The organism is Neolewinella agarilytica (assembly GCF_900110645.1).
In the GTDB taxonomy this organism is placed as follows: Bacteria; Bacteroidota; Bacteroidia; order Chitinophagales; family Saprospiraceae; genus Neolewinella; species Neolewinella agarilytica.
In genome coordinates this window covers 116,506-132,751 of the sequence record NZ_FOFB01000011.1, presented here as the reverse complement: position 1 = coordinate 132,751, position 16,246 = coordinate 116,506, and the positions used below count along the sequence as shown (strand labels likewise).

The window sequence follows — 16,246 nt, the reverse complement described above, 5'->3', positions numbered from 1 at the left end:
CCTGTATAACATAACCACCTTCATCTTGCCTCACCTTTGTAGTATCAAAAAATCAACAAGATGAGTAACAATCAATTTGGCCGGCAGGGATGGACTCCCACACGAATCGGCAATCAAGACGGAAAGACCTACGTCATAACGGGAACCACCAGCGGAACCGGGTTTGAAGCGGCAAAAATTTTACTCGCGAAAGGGGCCCGGGTAATCATGCTGAATCGCAACGCTGCAAAATCTGCCGCCACCGTTGCTTCCCTAAAAGAACAGTTGGGTGACGAGATCGATGTGTTGAACGTGACTATGGATCTGGCGGAGCAGGCTTCCGTAAAAGAAGCGGCAGCAGAAGTACTCGAAAAGGCAGATCGCATTGATGCCCTGATCTGTAATGCTGCTATCGCCCAGGTCCCCAAAAGAGTCCTCACGGTGGATGGTTTTGAAAGCCAGCTCGGCGTGAATCACTTTGGTCATTTCACCCTGCAAGCCCTGCTTTTCCCTCTGATCAAAGCCTCAAAAGGTCGAATCGTAACCGTTGGAAGCCTGGGCTACGACATGGGGCTAAAAACGATCAAGTTCGATGACCTGAACTGGGAAAACGATTACACACCAAACGATGCGTACAGCCAAAGCAAACTGGCGCAGATCATGTGCATCTACGAGTTACAGGACAAGCTGAAGCAAGCCGGTGTAACCGGGGTGAAGGCCTACGCCTGCCATCCGGGATCGTCAAGAACTTCCCTCATTGCAACAAGTGGAAGCTGGATGATGCGCATCATTTTCGGCCTTATGAAGCTATCCCCACTGACGCAACCGGCTGAAAACGGAGCTTACCCCATGTTGATGTGTGCCACGGAGCCCACGCTCGATCAAAGCGCCTTCTACGGACCTACCGGCAGAAACAACTGGGTTGGGCCCGTAGGCGCCCATAAACTGGAACCCCACGCTAAGGATAAGGCTGTAGCAGAAAAACTGTGGCAGGTGTCAGAGATGGCAACTGGTGTAAGCTGGACGATCTAGCCACGGTCTACGGGCTTTTGCGGAGTGCAGCAATTCATCCTGTACTATGCTCACCTGATTTCACACTGGCGGACTAGCACGTTACCGTCCGAAGGACTTCGTAACAGTACCTACGGCGGTTAGCTGGTAAAAGGTTGCCTACCCCAATTTTCCCGACCTTCGCCCCTCCAACAGTGTTCCCTTCCCAGCATGAAGACATTTCGCCCCCCCCTACCCTGCTCCTTTACTTTTCTTTGCACCTGCGTCCGCGCCCGGCTGAGTCAAGCAGTCTGGAAGTCAAGCAGTCAAGCAGTAGCTACCGCTGGTAATCGACACGCTGCTGCGCAGCTGGAGATTAGTCAAGCAGTCTGGAAGTCAAATAGTCAAACAGTAGCTACCGTTGTGACAGGGCACGCTGCTGCGCAGCTGGGGGATAGTCAAATAGTCTGGAAGTCAAATAGTCAAACAGTAGCTACCGCTGTGACAGAGCACGCTGCTGCGCAGCTGGGGGATAGTCAAATAGTCTGGAAGTCAGATAGTCAAACAGTAGCTGCCGCTGTGGCAGGGCACGCTGCTGCGCAGCTGGAGATTAGTCAAGCAGTCTGGAAGTCAAATAGTCAAACAGTAGCTACCGTTGGTAATCGACACGCTGCTGCGCAGCTGGGGGATAGTCAAATAATCTGGAAGTCAGATAGTCAAACAGTAGCTGCCGCTGTGGCAGGGCACGCCATTTCCCGCCGTCCCCTACTCCTCCTCGCCCTTCTCCTTTCCGCCCTATCCCCTTTACTCGCCCAAAATACCCTCACCGGCCAGCTTCAAAACGCTGAGGCGGAGCCCGTCGCTTACGCCAACGTGGCCCTCTACGCCGACTCGAACCTGGTGAAAGTGGAAACGACCGACGATGCGGGGCTCTTCCGGATTCGGGAGGTAGCGGATGGCCCCTATGTCCTCATCGCTACCTACCTGGGCGCACCGGACCTGGTGAAAAACCTCGCCGTCAACGGTGATCTTGACCTCGGCATACTGACCATGGCTCCCGCCGCCGTCGAGCTCGACGCGGCCACCGTCACCGCCCGCCGCGCCATCGTGGAGATCAAGCCCGACCGCACCGTCTTCAACGTGCAGGGAACGATCAATGCCGTGGGCGAAAACGGGCTCGATCTGCTGCGCAAGGCTCCCGGCGTGACAATTGACAATAACGACAACATCAACGTACTGAGCCGCTCCGGCGTGCTCGTCTACGTGGATGGCAAGCGCCTTCCCCTCGGCGGCGCGGAGCTCGCCGCCTACCTGCGCAGCCTCACCGCCGAGCAGATCGACCGGATCGACATCATCACCAACCCCGGCGCGAAGTACGAAGCTCAGGGCAACGCCGGCATTCTCGACATCCGGCTGGTGAAAAACGAAAACGAAGGCGCCAACGGAACGGCCAACTACACCATCAGTCAGGGGCGGTACCAGAAAATGAACGGCTCCGTCGGTGGCAATTACCGCAATAAGCGATTAAATGTGTTCGGACAAGTGGGCTCGATGGACGGGCGGCAGTTCTCCCAGATCGACTTCCTGACCTTCCAGAACGGGCTGCAAACGCTCGAAGACACCCGAAATTTTTTCACCTGGAACCACGTGAACGGCCGCTTTGGCACCGACTTCTTCCTCTCCGACAAACACACGCTCGGCTTCCTGGTCGACGCCCAGACCCAGCACGGGATTCAGACGAACCGCTCGGATATCGAGATTGCGGGGATCGACCAGCCGGTGGACAGCATCCTGCTGGCCCGTTCCCGCTCCGACGACGATCAGGACCGCGCCACCTTTAACCTCAATTACCGTTATGAGGCGGGCAAAGGAAAAAGCCTGAACGTCGACCTCGACTACGGTCGCTTCCGCAACCGGGCCTTCCGCCGGCAGCCAAACGTCTACTTCGCGCCCGACCGCCTGACGGAACTGAGCGAGATCACCAACAACTTCGATACGCCAACGGACATTGACATCTACACCTTCAAAATTGACTACGAGCAAGCATTGGGAACGGGAAAACTAGGCACGGGCATTAAGCTGAGTCAGGTGGGGACGGACAACAGCTTCCGGCTCTTCAACGTAGTGGGCGGCAACGAGACTTTTGACGTCAATCAATCCAATCTCTTTACCTACGATGAGAACGTGTACGCGGCTTACCTGAGCTATGCGGGCAGCATCTCCGACCGGATGAGTTACTCCGCCGGTCTCCGGGCGGAGATCACTGATGCGACGGGAATACTGACGGCCTTCAACGGTCAGTCGGAGCCACCGGTTGACCTGAACTATGTCAGCCTCTTCCCCACCGCTGGCCTTACCTATCAGCTCGACCAACAGAAGGGTAACAGCCTGGCGCTTAACTATGGCCGCCGCATTAACCGTCCGGATTACAACGTGCTGAACCCCTTCCGCATTCAGGTAAGTCAGCTCAGTTTCGAGCTCGGCAATCCGACCCTGAACCCCGAGATTGTCGACAATCTGGAGCTGGGCTACACCCTGGCCTACCGCTACAACTTCAAGGTGGCGTACAGCAAAACGAGCGACCAGATCACGCGGCTGATTGGTCCGGATCCGGTGGACCCGCGCGCCGGTTTCATCAGTTGGGACAATCTGGCGGAGAACACCGTCATCAGTTTCAACGCAGCGCTACCCTTCACCGTCACGCCCAAATGGGACGCCTTTTTCAACCTCAGCGCCAGCCACATCAATAATCAGGCGGACTATGGCGACGGGGCCGTGATCGACCTGCAGGCTTTCAGCTACAACATTTTCACGCAACACACCTTCAAATTGCCCTGGAAGCTCACGGGGGAAATCGGCGGCTTTTTTGCCGGTCCTGGTATCTGGGGCGGGGTGTTTGAATACGATGAGAGTTGGTCGTTCAACCTCGGTTTACAGCGAAAGTTCCTGAATGACCAGCTGAACATCAAACTGGCAGGTAGTGATCTGTTTTATCAGGTGGGCTGGTCGGGCGAGACGAACTTCAACGGTCAGCAGGGCTTCGGTGCGGGCAATTATGACAGCCGGCGGGTGGCGCTATCCCTGAGTTATGCCTTCGGCAATCAGAAAATTAAGGCGCGGACGCGGGATACAGGCTTGGGTGAAGAAGCAAGGCGGGTTAATTAGTAGTGTAGTATTGTAGTTCGGTAGTAATGTAGTAGCTGCCGCTGTTGCTGGGCGCGCTGCTGCGCAGCTGGGGGGAGGTAGTATTATAGTTTGGTAGTCTCGTAGTCTGGTAGAGCTACCGCTGTTTCAGGGCACGCTGCTGCGCAGCTGGAGGATAGTAGTGTAGTATTGTAGTTCGGTAGTAATGTAGTAGCTGCCGCTGTTGCTGGGCGCGCTGCTGCGCAGCTGGGGGGAGGTAGTATTATAGTTTGGTAGTCTCGTAGTCTGGTAGAGCTACCGCTGTTTCAGGGCACGCTGCTGCGCAGCTGGAGGATAGTAGTGTAGTATTGTAGTTCGGTAGTAATGTAGTAGCTGCCGCTGTTGCAGGGCGCGCTGCTGCGCAGGAGAGAAATCACCGCGTCGTTTCTTTTGCCCGGTACAAATAATTGATTACAGATGGATTGACAATAATGATTGGCAAACTAAAATGCCCGAAGGAATCTCTTCCTTCGGACATCAATAAATCAACGTAGTAGTGACAGGGTCCTTAATTGGACTAATTCGGACTACCTCAATCCTTAATAGCCTGGGTTTTGTTCCAGCGAGGGTGCTTTTTCAATTTCAGAAAGAGGTATGGGCAGGTGATAATGCCGCTCGAAGAAAGGTCGGGTAACAACGGTGTACTCCTCGTTACTATAGGTTCCATCAATTTTACGGGTCCAGCGCAGCCCCCTGACGTCAAATCCAAGGTGGTTTTCGATCATCCAGCGTCGCTCATCGAAGAAATTATGGCCTTCGAAGCTTAATTCCACGCGGCGCTCTCGGCGAATAGCTTCAAGCAGGTCATCACCACTGGCTTCAATTTCAGGTTGTAAAGCTCGAGTTGATACGCGGTTAACATACTCACGAGCGAGCACCTCGTTTCCAAGGTGGAATTGTGCTTCAGCGTAGTTGAGATAAATTTCTGCGAGGCGATATAGAATATAGGGGCGCTGAGAGGAAATGCCTCCGGCGACGGGAACATTTTCATCCTGAAACTTTCGAATATTATACCCCGTCTTGGAAGAGTGCAATGTATTTCCCAGCCCTTCCGGAGAATCTACTCCATGGGGAGCTACGTTGACATCTTCGGAAAGAAAATATTCTACCGGCCGACCACGGAAAGGGGCATCATTAAATAGCAGGTTGGCATAATAGCGCATCTCCCTGTTTTCGTTGGGCTGAGTGGGATCATAGTTTCCTGTTTGCGTTGTTTCCCCATTAGCCATATTGAATTCCATAGCGAAGTTGTGCGTAGGAGAAGACAGGGCCCATCCAGTATAACCATTGGGCGACTGGGTTTGATCCCAGAGCGAGTTGGCGTCCGTTCCAAATTCATAGAACTCAGAATTGTAAGGACGAGCGAAGAGAATATCCTGATTGGGGGAAAGAAAGAGTTTCTGATATTCCGTTGCATCAGCTACGGGAATTAAATCCCGGTCACCAACGAGATCAATAACATCCTTAGCAGCATCGGCAGCATCCTGCCATTTCGTAGGAACTGCGTAGTCAAACAATGGGCCATTTGGTACAGTCGAGGGATCGTGCAAGCTACTGGCAGCGTAGAGTAAGGTCCTGGCTTTTACGGCCATCGCTGCCAGTTTGGTGGCTCTGCCGAACTCACTGTCTGGGCGGGTAACTGGCAATAGGTCAGCGGCTTCGTCGAGTTCCCGCACGATAAAGGCGACGCAGTCTTCGTAGCTGTCACGGACCAGATCGAAGTTATCATCCAGCCCAAGGGCCCGGTCAAGAATTGGTACTCCCCCGTAGTACTTAATGAGCTTACTGTAAAGATTTGCCCGAAGGAATTTCATTTCTCCTTTCAGGACATTAACTTTTTCTGGATTGAGGGCCATCGCTTCACTGTCATCAATACGGTCAAGAAACTCATTAGTTCTACGTACGTAACTCCAGTAATTTGACCATTTCTGGTTAAAGATGCCGCTATTGCCAGGCGTCCAGCCAGCGCGTAAGCGAAAGAGGTCCAGGTCCCGAAAATTAAACTTAGCTTCATAGGACCCTGCTTCGATGTTAAAACGCCGGCCCCACCACTGAAAGCGGTTAATGGCCCAACTTTCCGTACTGTTATAGGCCGTGAACACCAGACGTTCTACTTGATTGGGGTCACTGTAAATGAGGTCTTCCCCAAATGCATCCCGGGCTACTGTATCCAACACTTCGTCATTGCAGGCTGCAGATGAGAAGACCACAATAAGCAGTAGGAGTATTCTAGAAATTAAATGTTTCATTAGTTCGACTTTTATGTTGCCTGGGAGAGAAGCCTTATCTCCCCTCCCATGTCACTCTTAAGTAGGATTTATTTGAAGGTTACGTTGACGCCAAATGAATAAGACGTCAGAGAGGGGTAGGTGCTGGCGCGGAAATTGTTGTAGGCCGCAGCCTCGGGGTCCAGTCCGAGATCATACACTTCGGAGAACATGGTGAGGACGTTTAGCCCCCGGAAGTAAAAGCGAAGGTCAGCGAACTTCAGCTTGTCCTGGTTGAGGGAGTAGCCCAATTCAATTTCCTTCAGGCGCAGAAAAGATGCATCGTGCAGCCAGAGATCGGCTCCTTGGAAATTCTCTGCTGTGTTCTGATTACCACTAATGGCATCCCCCTGGGCAAATGCCCGCGGGTAACGGGCGGTAGGGTTCTCTGGTGTCCAGCGCTCGGTGAATACGTATTCTGGTTTTGCTCCTGCCTGATCAAAGAAGACGAGCATTTCTGCTTTTGCCTGCCCCTGAAGCAGAAAGCTAAAATCGAAATTTTTGTAGCCTAAGCTCCCGAGGAATCCATATTGAATTTGTGGTGTATTAGAGGAAAAGATGCGCACCCGATCACCGGCATCAATAACCCCATCCTGATTGGTGTCGACATAAACGGGCTCACCAGGTACGGTTCCCTCCAGGCGCGCTTCAGTAGCCTCTACCTGGGCCTGGTTCTGAAAAATTCCGTCAGTAGGATATACGATGTAGGAATCGATGGGAAATCCTTCACGGCGAAGCTGATCAGAAACATCTTCTGCCTCATCAAGGAAAACGACTTCGTTTTTTGCCTGGGTAAGGTTAGCCCCAAAAGAGTAAGTCAGGTCACCGGCTTTGTCTTGCCAGTTAAGTTGAAACTCCCAGCCGAAGTTATCAACAATGCCAAGGTTTTCCTGCGGCAATGTGATACCTGCAGCATCAGGAATTGAAGCATTCCGGGTTATCAGGATATCTTCTCGCTTTTGAAAAAAGTAATTTACATCTCCGGTAAGCTTATAATCGAAGAGTGCAAAATTCAGTCCGAAGTTCCGCATCTTAGCCGTTTCCCAGGTGATGTTCGGGTTCGGCACGTTGGCAGGCGTAAAGCCGTTTTCACGCACGCCGTTGACACCGAAAGTGTAGAAGTTGGGTTGCGGAACATTAGTATTGCCACCAAAATTAAAGCGGGTCAGGTACTGGAAGGGAGCGATTCGGTCATTGCCCAAAATGGCCCATGAGGCACGAATTTTAAGAACATTGAGCCAGCTATCAGTACCGTCCATAAAGGCTTCATCACCCAATGACCAGGCTGCAGCCACACTGGGGAAAGTGCCAAAGCGATTACCTCTTCCGAAGTTGCTTGACCCATCACGACGAACGGTAAAATCAAGGAAGTAACGCTTATCAAAATTGTAGGACAAAGAACCAAAGTAGTTGAGCCGGACAAACTCCGCACTTGTACCATCAGAACGCTGGCCTTCGTCACTGCCAGCAAAAAGCTCCGGGTGATCATCCGTAGGGAAGCCCCGCCGCTCAGCATAAAACGTACGCTGCTCAGAATCAAACCGTTCAATACCTGCAAAACCTCCCAACGCATGTGGCCCGAAAGTTCGGTTGTAGCGAACGGTAGAGTTCAGCATTAATTCATTGAACTTCCAAAAAGTCTCCCGCAGAATACGTTGGTTGCCTCGTTGAGAAAACCCTGGTTGAGGAATGTATTCATCAGTACCTTCCTGAAAAGTAAAAACTTCCCAGGGGGTGTACCAGGATTTTGTATCCGTACTCCAGTCTCGTATACCCGCAAAACCCTGTACGCTGAGACCTTTTACCAGCGAATTAAGATTAAGATCATAGGAAATACGAGTTCTGAGATTTTTATCTTTTGCATTAACAAAACCTGATTCATTGCTTGACATAATGAGAGGGTTAGCTCCATTTTCACCACCAAAAGCAATTAATCCGTTAGGGTAAACACCAACTTCCGTTGGCAGGTTATTATAAATATGCTTATAAATAAATCCGGCATCAACTCCGGGTTCATTTCGATCGCCGAAACGACCGGATAAATCCAGCCCGACAGTCAGGTTTTCCAGCAGCTTAACGTCAATATTTGACCGTACCTGATATTGTTGAAAATTCAAGTCTCCCGAGTCAAACATACCCACCTGGTCGATATGGTCACCACTAACGAAATATTTAACCCGCTCCGACCCTCCAGAAACAGAAATAGTATTTCTCCATTCCGGTGAGGTTTCGGCAAAGGTCAGGTCTGCCCAATCAGTATTGGGAAAATTGATGGGGTCCGCACCCGAAGCGTATCCATTGATTTGCTCCTGGGTAAACTCCAATGGCGTCCCGTTCCGTTCAGCAATTTCATTGGAGTATATAGCATACTGTTCAGAACTCATCAGATCAGGAAAAGCCGAAAAGCCAGACAGGCTGTAACTACTCGACAGGTTAACTACGGGAGTTCCGGCAGTACCTCGCTTGGTGGTAATTAAGATTACCCCGTTTGCTGCTCTGGCACCATAAATAGCCGCAGCTCCATCTTTCAGTACGGAAATAGACTGAATATCCTGCGGAGAAAGGTGAGAAAAAGACGCCGCAGGAATGTTATCGATCAGAATCAGCGGCGAATTATTATTGAGCGTTGACTTACCCCTGATGAGAATCGAAACATCTCCGGTGGCCCCCGGGTACCCTCCACGGTCAGACACAATTAGCCCAGGTACTTTACCGGCCAGTGACTTCGCCAAATCTTTATTAGTGGTTCTTTCGATCTGACCTGATTCAATTGAACTCACCGAACCGGTAAGTTCTCCACGTTTCCGGGTGGTATAGCCAACTACTACCACCTCATCAAGAGCTGTTGATGTACCATCCAGCATAATATTTAAAGTACTCTCATCACCAACAGTTACAGCCTGGGTTTCATAGCCGGTATACGAAAATTTCAATACCGCCCCTTCTCCAGGCACACTAAAAGTGTACCCACCGTCAAGATCAGTTACTGTTCCCGAGGATGTTCCTTCCAGAATAACAGTAACACCAATAAGGGGATCTTTAGTCGTTGCATCCAAAACGGTACCGCTAATTGTTTTTTGCGCATAAGCAGCCTGCATTACAAACAGAAGTACAGCACAAAACAACCATCGGTTCCTGGTAAATAGTAAGGTCATTGTCATCGATTTTAATTTAAATAAATGAGTGTAAAACTTTACCGGCTTGCTCCCTAAATCAGGCATAGCACAGCATATACCAGAACCTAAGCGACCTGAGGATATACCACTCGCTATTTCAACACCTGACTGCGCCACCAAAAACCTTATCCATCCAGATACAGATTTGGCTTTCAGCGCCTTACCAGCTACTGTAATAACGGTGCGCCACCTTCAAAAACCACTTCGGTTCAGGCATAGTCACCTCGACCATTTTGAAAATAATATTTAAACAAGTTGATATATTTTACCGAATAAGCATCAGTATCTAATCAAACGCAGAGGGCGTTCGAAAACCAGGTAGCAAACTTGTGTAAAAAATTTTAATTACATGATCGAAATTGAATTATCTTGACGATACTTTTAGTATCAAGATGATCTTATCACAAAGAACGCCCGGACAAAACACACCGGGTGTGTTAAAATTAACTTAGGTTCACCCTATTTTACCATGATCAGAAGAATACGCTCCCAGCTTGATGGTTCTGCAATCATGTTTACACTTAAGTGTGATAATTAATCCCTTTAATTCGCGAGCTCCTCTGTTGCAGTTAGAAACTTATCTTTCCAGCATGAAAAAACTAATTCCCCTACTCTGTTGTATTTTCCTGATCGGTTGTGAATCAAGCCCGTCAGGTACCGTTAGTACGGCAGCAGAAGATTTACAAGTCAGCAGAACCAACGTTGAAGCCCGGCTTCAGGAGCTTCAGCTAAGCCTCCCCACCCTGGGTCAGCCACTGGCCAACTACGTCCACGCGGTCCAGTCCGGCAAGCTCGTCTTCCTGGCGGGCAAGGGGCCAACGCGTGCCGATGGCACGCGCATCAACGGCAAGCTCGGGGCCGACCTGACCGTCGAAGAAGGCTACGAGGCTGCCCGCCTCGTCGGCCTGCAACAACTCGCCGCCCTCAAGCTTGAACTCGGTGACCTGAGCCGCGTCAAACGTATCGTCAAGGTCCACGGCATGGTCAACGCCACGCCGGATTTCACGGACCACTCCAAGGTCATCAATGGCTTCTCCGACCTGATGGTCGAGGTCTTCGGCGAAGCAGGCAAGCACGCCCGCGCAGCCGTTGGCATGAGCTCGCTGCCGGGTGGCATGGCCGTGGAGATTGAAGCGATCGTGGAGGTCTATTAGCAGATTACACTTACTAATCTCTCCCGTGGCCCAGCAAGATCAGCACCCCACACTGCACCTGCGTCCGCGCCGAATGTTCCTTCCACCGCTATCTGACAATGATATGCCCTGGATGCTGACGGTTTAAAAACTCCTGCAACTAAAACATCTTTGGCCAGAGTCCTTCCCAGGCCGACCAGCGCTCCTCCCCTTCTCTTATTTTATCTCTCAGGTCTTCCTTAAAGCTTGCGTAATGGTCAAGCTGGTTGATTGTCTTGCCGTCTATTTTCAGATGTTTCAGACCATTCATATAGATAATTCCTGCGGGGATCTTCGTTAGCGGATTCTGGCCCAGGTTTAATAATTCAAGACGGGCCAGTGCGTGCAAATTATCGGGTAACTCCGGTAAACGGTTATGGCTTAAGTCCAGCGTTCGGAGATGGATGGCGTCCATAAAGTCAATCTCTACCTCGTCTATGTGATTGTGGTGAAAGTCAGCATGCAGCAATTGGGGTAACTCCCCGAGAAAACCATTGAGGTAGGTAAGGCGGCTATTGATAATGCTTAGCTTTTTCAGCGATTTACAGTCTAAAACAGAGTAGGGAATGTCATCTATACCCGTGCTTTCTATGTGTAAGTTCTGCAAGTCCGTCAGCCCTCCAATCTTCAGGGGTAGGCTATCCAGTTTTGGCGCATTGATGATGCGAAGATGGCGTAAGCGTTTAAAAGCAGCGATACTATTGCCTAGTCTGGAAAGGCCGCAGGAATCTATCGTCAGGTGCGTCAGGTTCGGAAAGCGATAAAAGACGCGGGGAAGCTTTCCGCCGGGGAGCCGGCAAAAGCGAAGCTCCAAACGCTGGACACTATCGGCCGGCAGGTGTTCAAAGGCTTCCTCAAGGTAACTTTCATTAGCATCTTCGATAAGTACACCGTAGGAGTCCTGAATGGTCAGCCGCCCCGTAGGGTTATTCACTTCGAGCTTTGCCAGTGGCGGTCCTGCCGGAACATCCCGTCGCACAAAAGCCTCCCGCTCTGCTTCCTGTTCCGGCGTGAGACTTTTGACTGGCCGTTGCTGCAGGGCAAGGCCGAGGGTAGTTGCCTGCACCAGTGTTTCCGTTCGCTTTTTCAGAGGGTGGTCCGTTAACCGTCCGGGCAGCAATTGCTCAGCATCCTGAAAGGCTTTCCACGAAGAGAGATAGGCCTTGGCGTAGTAATTGTAATTCCCCCGGGCCCGTAGCCGAAAGAAGGCTAACTCTGTTTCGGAATACGTTTCGGTTGTGTCCTTCAGCAAACGCTGCATTTCAATTTCTATGCCCTCGGCGACCCAGGCCTCATCGGCACTTACCTGCAGCCCCATCATGGCGTTTTCGGTCATCTTAGCCATTAGCCTGGGCAGGTAACGATAATCTTCCGGTGTGTGGGGCAAGCCGGCAATAGCCGCAATGACGGGCGGCACCTCAAGCTTTTCCTGCTGAAAGAGACGCTCCAGGACTGCCCCGGCGAAGCGGGGCCGGACGAGCTTCTCCCGCTTATCCGTAGGGTCCAGCTCTTCAATGAGCCGTTGTAGCAGAAGTGTATATTCTTCCGCCTCCAGGCAAAAGTGAATGTCTCGTTCGGGCCCCGTGAAGGCGGTGGGATCGGAGAGGAAATCGGGGGTGAGGTGCATATCCGTCGGTCTGAAGGGGCAAGGTAACGGTTGAAAAGGTAGTGATGACGCCTTATCGGCAATCGCTATACTTCACCAAATACTTCAGCCCTTTTTGCAGGGCTCTCCGTCCTATGGAGGGCTCTCCGTAATCGTATTGATACCATTTTTTATCCTCGGTTATATTCAGGGTTCCGTTGACCGTAATGGACTTGATTTCTGAGCCATCCCCGAGATCAAAGACAAAGAGCCGGGAGTAGGCTTCGCGGTCAGCACCAAAGCCGAGGGGTTGACCGGTACCGGCGTCCGCACGGCCGGGGCCGGCGTCGATGTAGATCAGGTAATCCAGGTCGGTATTTTCGGTAAAGTACTGGATATGGGAATCGGAGAGGCCTTCGCCAAAGATGGCTGGTAAGCGATCAGTCTGGTTGAGTTGTTCTTCGGTAAAAACGGTGGTCTCCGGGCATTTCTCCAGCTTCTTCATTCCTAAATCTACCTCCCGTTGGGCGGCCTCATCGCCGAAGACGCCCCGGGGCTCCAGCACGCCGATCTTCTTGCCGGCGAAGGGTAATTGTACTTTGTTAAAGGAGCCCATGACGGTGTAGTGACCACGATTGGCACAGCTGGTAAATAGGGCGAGGGTGATAAGCAGAAGTAAAGGCAAATGTTTCAAGTAAAAGGTGTTTAGCCAGACTAACGTGCTCTAAAGGAAAGAAAGTGCTTTAGTAAACTCTTGAGGTAAGAAACCACTTCATTTTTAGGATATCCTTAGCAATCAGTTGCCCCCCTGAATACGTTCGTACATTTACCGCTGCATTATCCTTCAGACTATGAACCGTGTTTTCCTCCTCTGCTTTTTATTAACCCTTCTCTGCACCAGCGTCCGCGCCCAGCAAACTGACTATTTTGCTGACCACTCCTTCACGCTTGCCGATACCCTTCGCGGCGCCCTCCGGCCGGAACGGAACAGCTTTGACGTCACCTACTACGAGTTACATCTGGAGGTAGACATTAACGACCGCGCCATCGAAGGACGGGTGGACATGGACTACAAAATCACGGCCCCCACCAAGCGCTTACAGGTCGATCTTTTCCGCAATATGCAGATCGACAGCATCACCAAAGACGGCCGGCATTTAGCCTATGACCGGCTGGAAGACGCCGTATTCATCCAGCTTCCCCGCCTGGCCAATCCTAATGACAACATCCACCGCATCAGCATTTACTACGGTGGGCAACCCACCGCCGCCCGAAACGCGCCCTGGGACGGCGGCTTCGTCTGGTCCCTCGACCAAAAAGACCGCACCTGGGTCGGCATCGCCTGTGAGGGCGACGGCGCCAGCCTCTGGTGGCCCAACAAAGATCACCTGGGAGATGAGCCGGACTCGATGCTCGTCTCCGTCACGGTACCCAAGCGCCTCTTCGTTGCCTCCAACGGGAACCTCCGCGAAGAAGTAGAGCTCGACAACAATTACCAAAAACGCTACGACTGGTTCGTCTCCTACCCCATCAACAACTATAACATCAGCCTGGGGATCGGCTCCTACGTTCACTTCGACTCCACCTACGTGGCCTTCGACGGCGAAGAGCTGGCGCTGGATTATTACGTCCTCGATTACAACCTCGAACGCGCCCGCAAACAGTTCGAACAGGTACCGCCCATGCTGGCTGCCTACGAGCACTACTTTGGCAAATACCCTTTCTGGAACGATGGCTACGCCCTCATCGAAACGCCTTTCCTCGGCATGGAGCACCAGAGTGGTATCGCCTACGGCAACCGATATATGCGGGGTTACCTCGGTGGGCTCATCCCTGCGGATATGGACTGGGATTTCATCATCATCCACGAGTCCGGCCACGAATACTTTGGCAACTCCATCAGTGTCGCTGACCACGCCGAGATGTGGATACATGAAGCCTTCACGACCTATATGGAAGCCCTCTACGTGGAGTACCTCCACGGGGAGGCTGACGCCCGTCGCTACCTGAAAAGCCAGCTGGCCTTCATCAAAAACGAATCGCCCATGCTCGGGCCACTGGGCGTGAACTTTGACGATTTCGGCAGCTCCGACCATTATTACAAAGGCTCCTGGATGTTGCATACCCTGCGGCATATGATCAATGATGATCCTGTTTTCTTCGGCATGCTTCGCAGTTTCTACCAGGACCACAAGCGCAGCATCGTCTCCACGGAACAGGTGGTGGACTACTTTTCCAACTTCGCCGAGAAAGACCTGCATCCTTTCTTTGAGCAGTATCTCCGTCACCCGGATGTGCCCGTGCTGGAGCTTCGGCAAAACGGAAGCAGCGTTGAATACCGCTGGCGGGTACAGACTCTCAACTTCAACTATCCCGTTGGCGTACTGATCGGTAAAGAACCCGTCCGTTTAGACGCGACGGCGGACTGGCAGGTAATGGGTAAAGGCTTTAGCCCGAAGGAAGTATCTATCGACCGTAGCCGCTTTTTGGTCGATATCGAACTGACCGAGTAAACACAAAGCAGGAATTGCTTGTACACTTTTTGCACCTCTTTTAATATCTCAAAGCGCACCCATGGGCCCCGAAGTAATTCTTTTCTTTTTTGCTTTTCTGAGTCTTGGCTCTTTCGTCCTTACCATTTGGGCGATCGTTGATATTATTCAAAAGCCCTTTAAGAAGAAGAACGATAAAATCCTCTGGGCGGTCGTCGTATTGGCCATCGGTCTCATCGGTCCCATTGTTTACTTCTTCAACCGTAAGAATCTCTACCTGGACAATGACCACCGGGAGTACCTACCTGATCTGGAAGACGAATGGGGAGAGCCGCAGCGGCAGCCGCGGTACAATGAATCTGATGATTATGTGTAAAGGTGGGCGCGGCCGCGGGTGCAGGGGAATGCGCGGTGAAAGCAAGGATGCTTACTTCAGCTCCAGCAGCTCAATCTTCCGAAAGTCAATCGGATGGCTCTCTGCCTGTAGGGCGATGTAGCCACTCGTTAAAACCTCTCCCTCCCGGGCGATCCAGTCAGCTTTATCCTCCACGACTTTGAACTGGTCCCAGTCCTTACCCTTCTGAGCCTTACTGATCATACCTCCACCGATCTGGGGTTGCTGAAAAGAGAGCACGGTGTCTCCTTCAATCAGGAAGTGCATGGCCTCCCCGCCTAATACAACGGCTTCAGCCTTTACCCATTGATCCCCGTCGTAGGTTTTGGACGACGAGCTGATGCAATGGTTATAATTAATGGTATCTCCCATTACTACGGCCGTGCCTGGCGTACAGACATTACCTGTCGTTCTTTCCTTGCCGTCACTCAAACCACCGAGTAACTGCAGCTCAACCGATACCGGAAACCATTGCCCGTAGTCATTGCTCTCCGCCGATTGACTGTGGAGCATCACCCCGCTGTTGCGAACGTTCCAGGGCGAGCCTCCCGGTAATTGCTCACCGGTAAAACGATACTCGAAGCGGAGTTTATAACTGCTGTAAGGCTGCTCATAGTAGAGATGGCCAAAGTCGTTGCGGAAGCTATCGTATTCCATGTAGTTGATCCGAATCATACTGTCTTCCACCAGCCAGGTATTCCGCCAGTTGGAGTTGAGGTCTTTGCCGGCAATTTTGCCCGTCCAGCCACTGAGGTCCTTGCCGTTGAAGAGGGATATCCAGTTTTCGGCGGGCGTATCGTGGCCGACGTCCTTCGGCGCGTCTCCGCAGCTTAGCAGACCAACGAAAAGAAGGAAGGTAAGTCCTGAAAAAAGTATGTTTTGCATGATGGGGGCTTTGTGTCCGCTAAATGTAGGGGATTAGATCTAAACTGTTCTCCCGATGTGTCGTCTCTTAACCCGCCTTCGACGCATAGTACTACGGAGTACAGTCTCTCAACCAAAAGCGAC

At 51.6% G+C, this 16,246-nt stretch carries 10 protein-coding genes; 5 read left to right on the top strand and 5 right to left on the bottom strand.

What is annotated here, in order from left to right:
* Positions 1–60: 60 nt before the first annotated feature.
* Both BM123_RS11430 and BM123_RS11425 read left to right on the top strand, forming a co-directional pair.
* Positions 61–1,011 carry an SDR family oxidoreductase gene (locus tag BM123_RS11430; protein ID WP_090168472.1) on the top strand — a complete coding sequence of 317 codons (951 nt, stop codon included), beginning with the start codon at positions 61–63 and terminating at the stop codon, positions 1,009–1,011.
* Between the two features lie 459 nt (positions 1,012–1,470).
* A complete protein-coding gene (locus BM123_RS11425) occupies positions 1,471–4,134 on the top strand; it encodes an outer membrane beta-barrel protein (RefSeq protein WP_245748521.1) in 2,664 nt (887 codons plus the stop codon).
* 557 nt (positions 4,135–4,691) lie between these two features.
* Here BM123_RS11425 and BM123_RS11420 read toward each other — a convergent pair.
* Together BM123_RS11420 and BM123_RS11415 are read right to left on the bottom strand one after the other, a co-directional pair.
* Entirely contained in the window at positions 4,692–6,401 is a 1,710-nt protein-coding gene (locus BM123_RS11420) for a RagB/SusD family nutrient uptake outer membrane protein (RefSeq protein ID WP_090168469.1), read from the bottom strand.
* A 68-nt stretch (positions 6,402–6,469) separates the two neighbouring features.
* Positions 6,470–9,574, bottom strand: coding sequence for a SusC/RagA family TonB-linked outer membrane protein (locus BM123_RS11415; protein WP_245748519.1), 3,105 nt, complete (start codon positions 9,572–9,574; stop codon positions 6,470–6,472).
* A 611-nt stretch (positions 9,575–10,185) separates the two neighbouring features.
* Here BM123_RS11415 and BM123_RS11410 point away from each other — a divergent pair.
* On the top strand, positions 10,186–10,749 hold the full coding sequence (locus tag BM123_RS11410) for a RidA family protein (RefSeq protein WP_090168626.1): 564 nt from the start codon (positions 10,186–10,188) through the stop codon (positions 10,747–10,749).
* Between the two features lie 139 nt (positions 10,750–10,888).
* Here the strand turns inward: BM123_RS11410 and BM123_RS11405 are convergent, their stop codons facing one another.
* Positions 10,889–12,394: a leucine-rich repeat domain-containing protein gene (locus tag BM123_RS11405; protein WP_090168461.1), complete on the bottom strand. Its 1,506-nt coding sequence runs from the start codon at positions 12,392–12,394 to the stop codon at positions 10,889–10,891.
* Positions 12,395–12,446: 52 nt separating this feature from the next.
* A complete protein-coding gene (locus BM123_RS11400; RefSeq protein ID WP_139211854.1) occupies positions 12,447–13,046 on the bottom strand; it encodes a hypothetical protein in 600 nt (199 codons plus the stop codon).
* Between the two features lie 157 nt (positions 13,047–13,203).
* On the opposite strand from BM123_RS11400, the gene BM123_RS11395 reads away from it, so the two are divergent.
* Positions 13,204–14,865 carry a M1 family metallopeptidase gene (locus BM123_RS11395; RefSeq protein WP_090168454.1) on the top strand — a complete coding sequence of 554 codons (1,662 nt, stop codon included), beginning with the start codon at positions 13,204–13,206 and terminating at the stop codon, positions 14,863–14,865.
* A gap of 61 nt (positions 14,866–14,926) precedes the next feature.
* Entirely contained in the window at positions 14,927–15,220 is a 294-nt protein-coding gene (locus BM123_RS11390; protein WP_090168451.1) for a PLD nuclease N-terminal domain-containing protein, read from the top strand.
* A gap of 51 nt (positions 15,221–15,271) precedes the next feature.
* On the opposite strand, the gene BM123_RS11385 is transcribed toward BM123_RS11390, so the two are convergent.
* Positions 15,272–16,123 (bottom strand): 3-keto-disaccharide hydrolase, encoded by an 852-nt coding sequence (locus BM123_RS11385; protein ID WP_090168449.1) that lies wholly within the window; start codon positions 16,121–16,123, stop codon positions 15,272–15,274.
* Between the last annotated feature and the right edge of the window lie 123 nt (positions 16,124–16,246).

What these genes read in the sequence shown, in the direction of transcription:
- BM123_RS11395 (WP_090168454.1), top strand. Translation starts at nt 13,204, where the DNA reads ATGAACCGTGTTTTCCTCCTCTGCTTTTTATTAACCCTTCTCTGCACC.
- BM123_RS11390 (WP_090168451.1), top strand. Translation starts at nt 14,927, where the DNA reads ATGGGCCCCGAAGTAATTCTTTTCTTTTTTGCTTTTCTGAGTCTTGGC.
- BM123_RS11405 (WP_090168461.1), bottom strand. Translation starts at nt 12,394, where the DNA reads ATGCACCTCACCCCCGATTTCCTCTCCGATCCCACCGCCTTCACGGGG.
- BM123_RS11415 (WP_245748519.1), bottom strand. Translation starts at nt 9,574, where the DNA reads ATGACCTTACTATTTACCAGGAACCGATGGTTGTTTTGTGCTGTACTT.
- BM123_RS11430 (WP_090168472.1), top strand. Translation starts at nt 61, where the DNA reads ATGAGTAACAATCAATTTGGCCGGCAGGGATGGACTCCCACACGAATC.
- BM123_RS11420 (WP_090168469.1), bottom strand. Translation starts at nt 6,401, where the DNA reads ATGAAACATTTAATTTCTAGAATACTCCTACTGCTTATTGTGGTCTTC.
- BM123_RS11410 (WP_090168626.1), top strand. Translation starts at nt 10,186, where the DNA reads ATGAAAAAACTAATTCCCCTACTCTGTTGTATTTTCCTGATCGGTTGT.
- BM123_RS11385 (WP_090168449.1), bottom strand. Translation starts at nt 16,123, where the DNA reads ATGCAAAACATACTTTTTTCAGGACTTACCTTCCTTCTTTTCGTTGGT.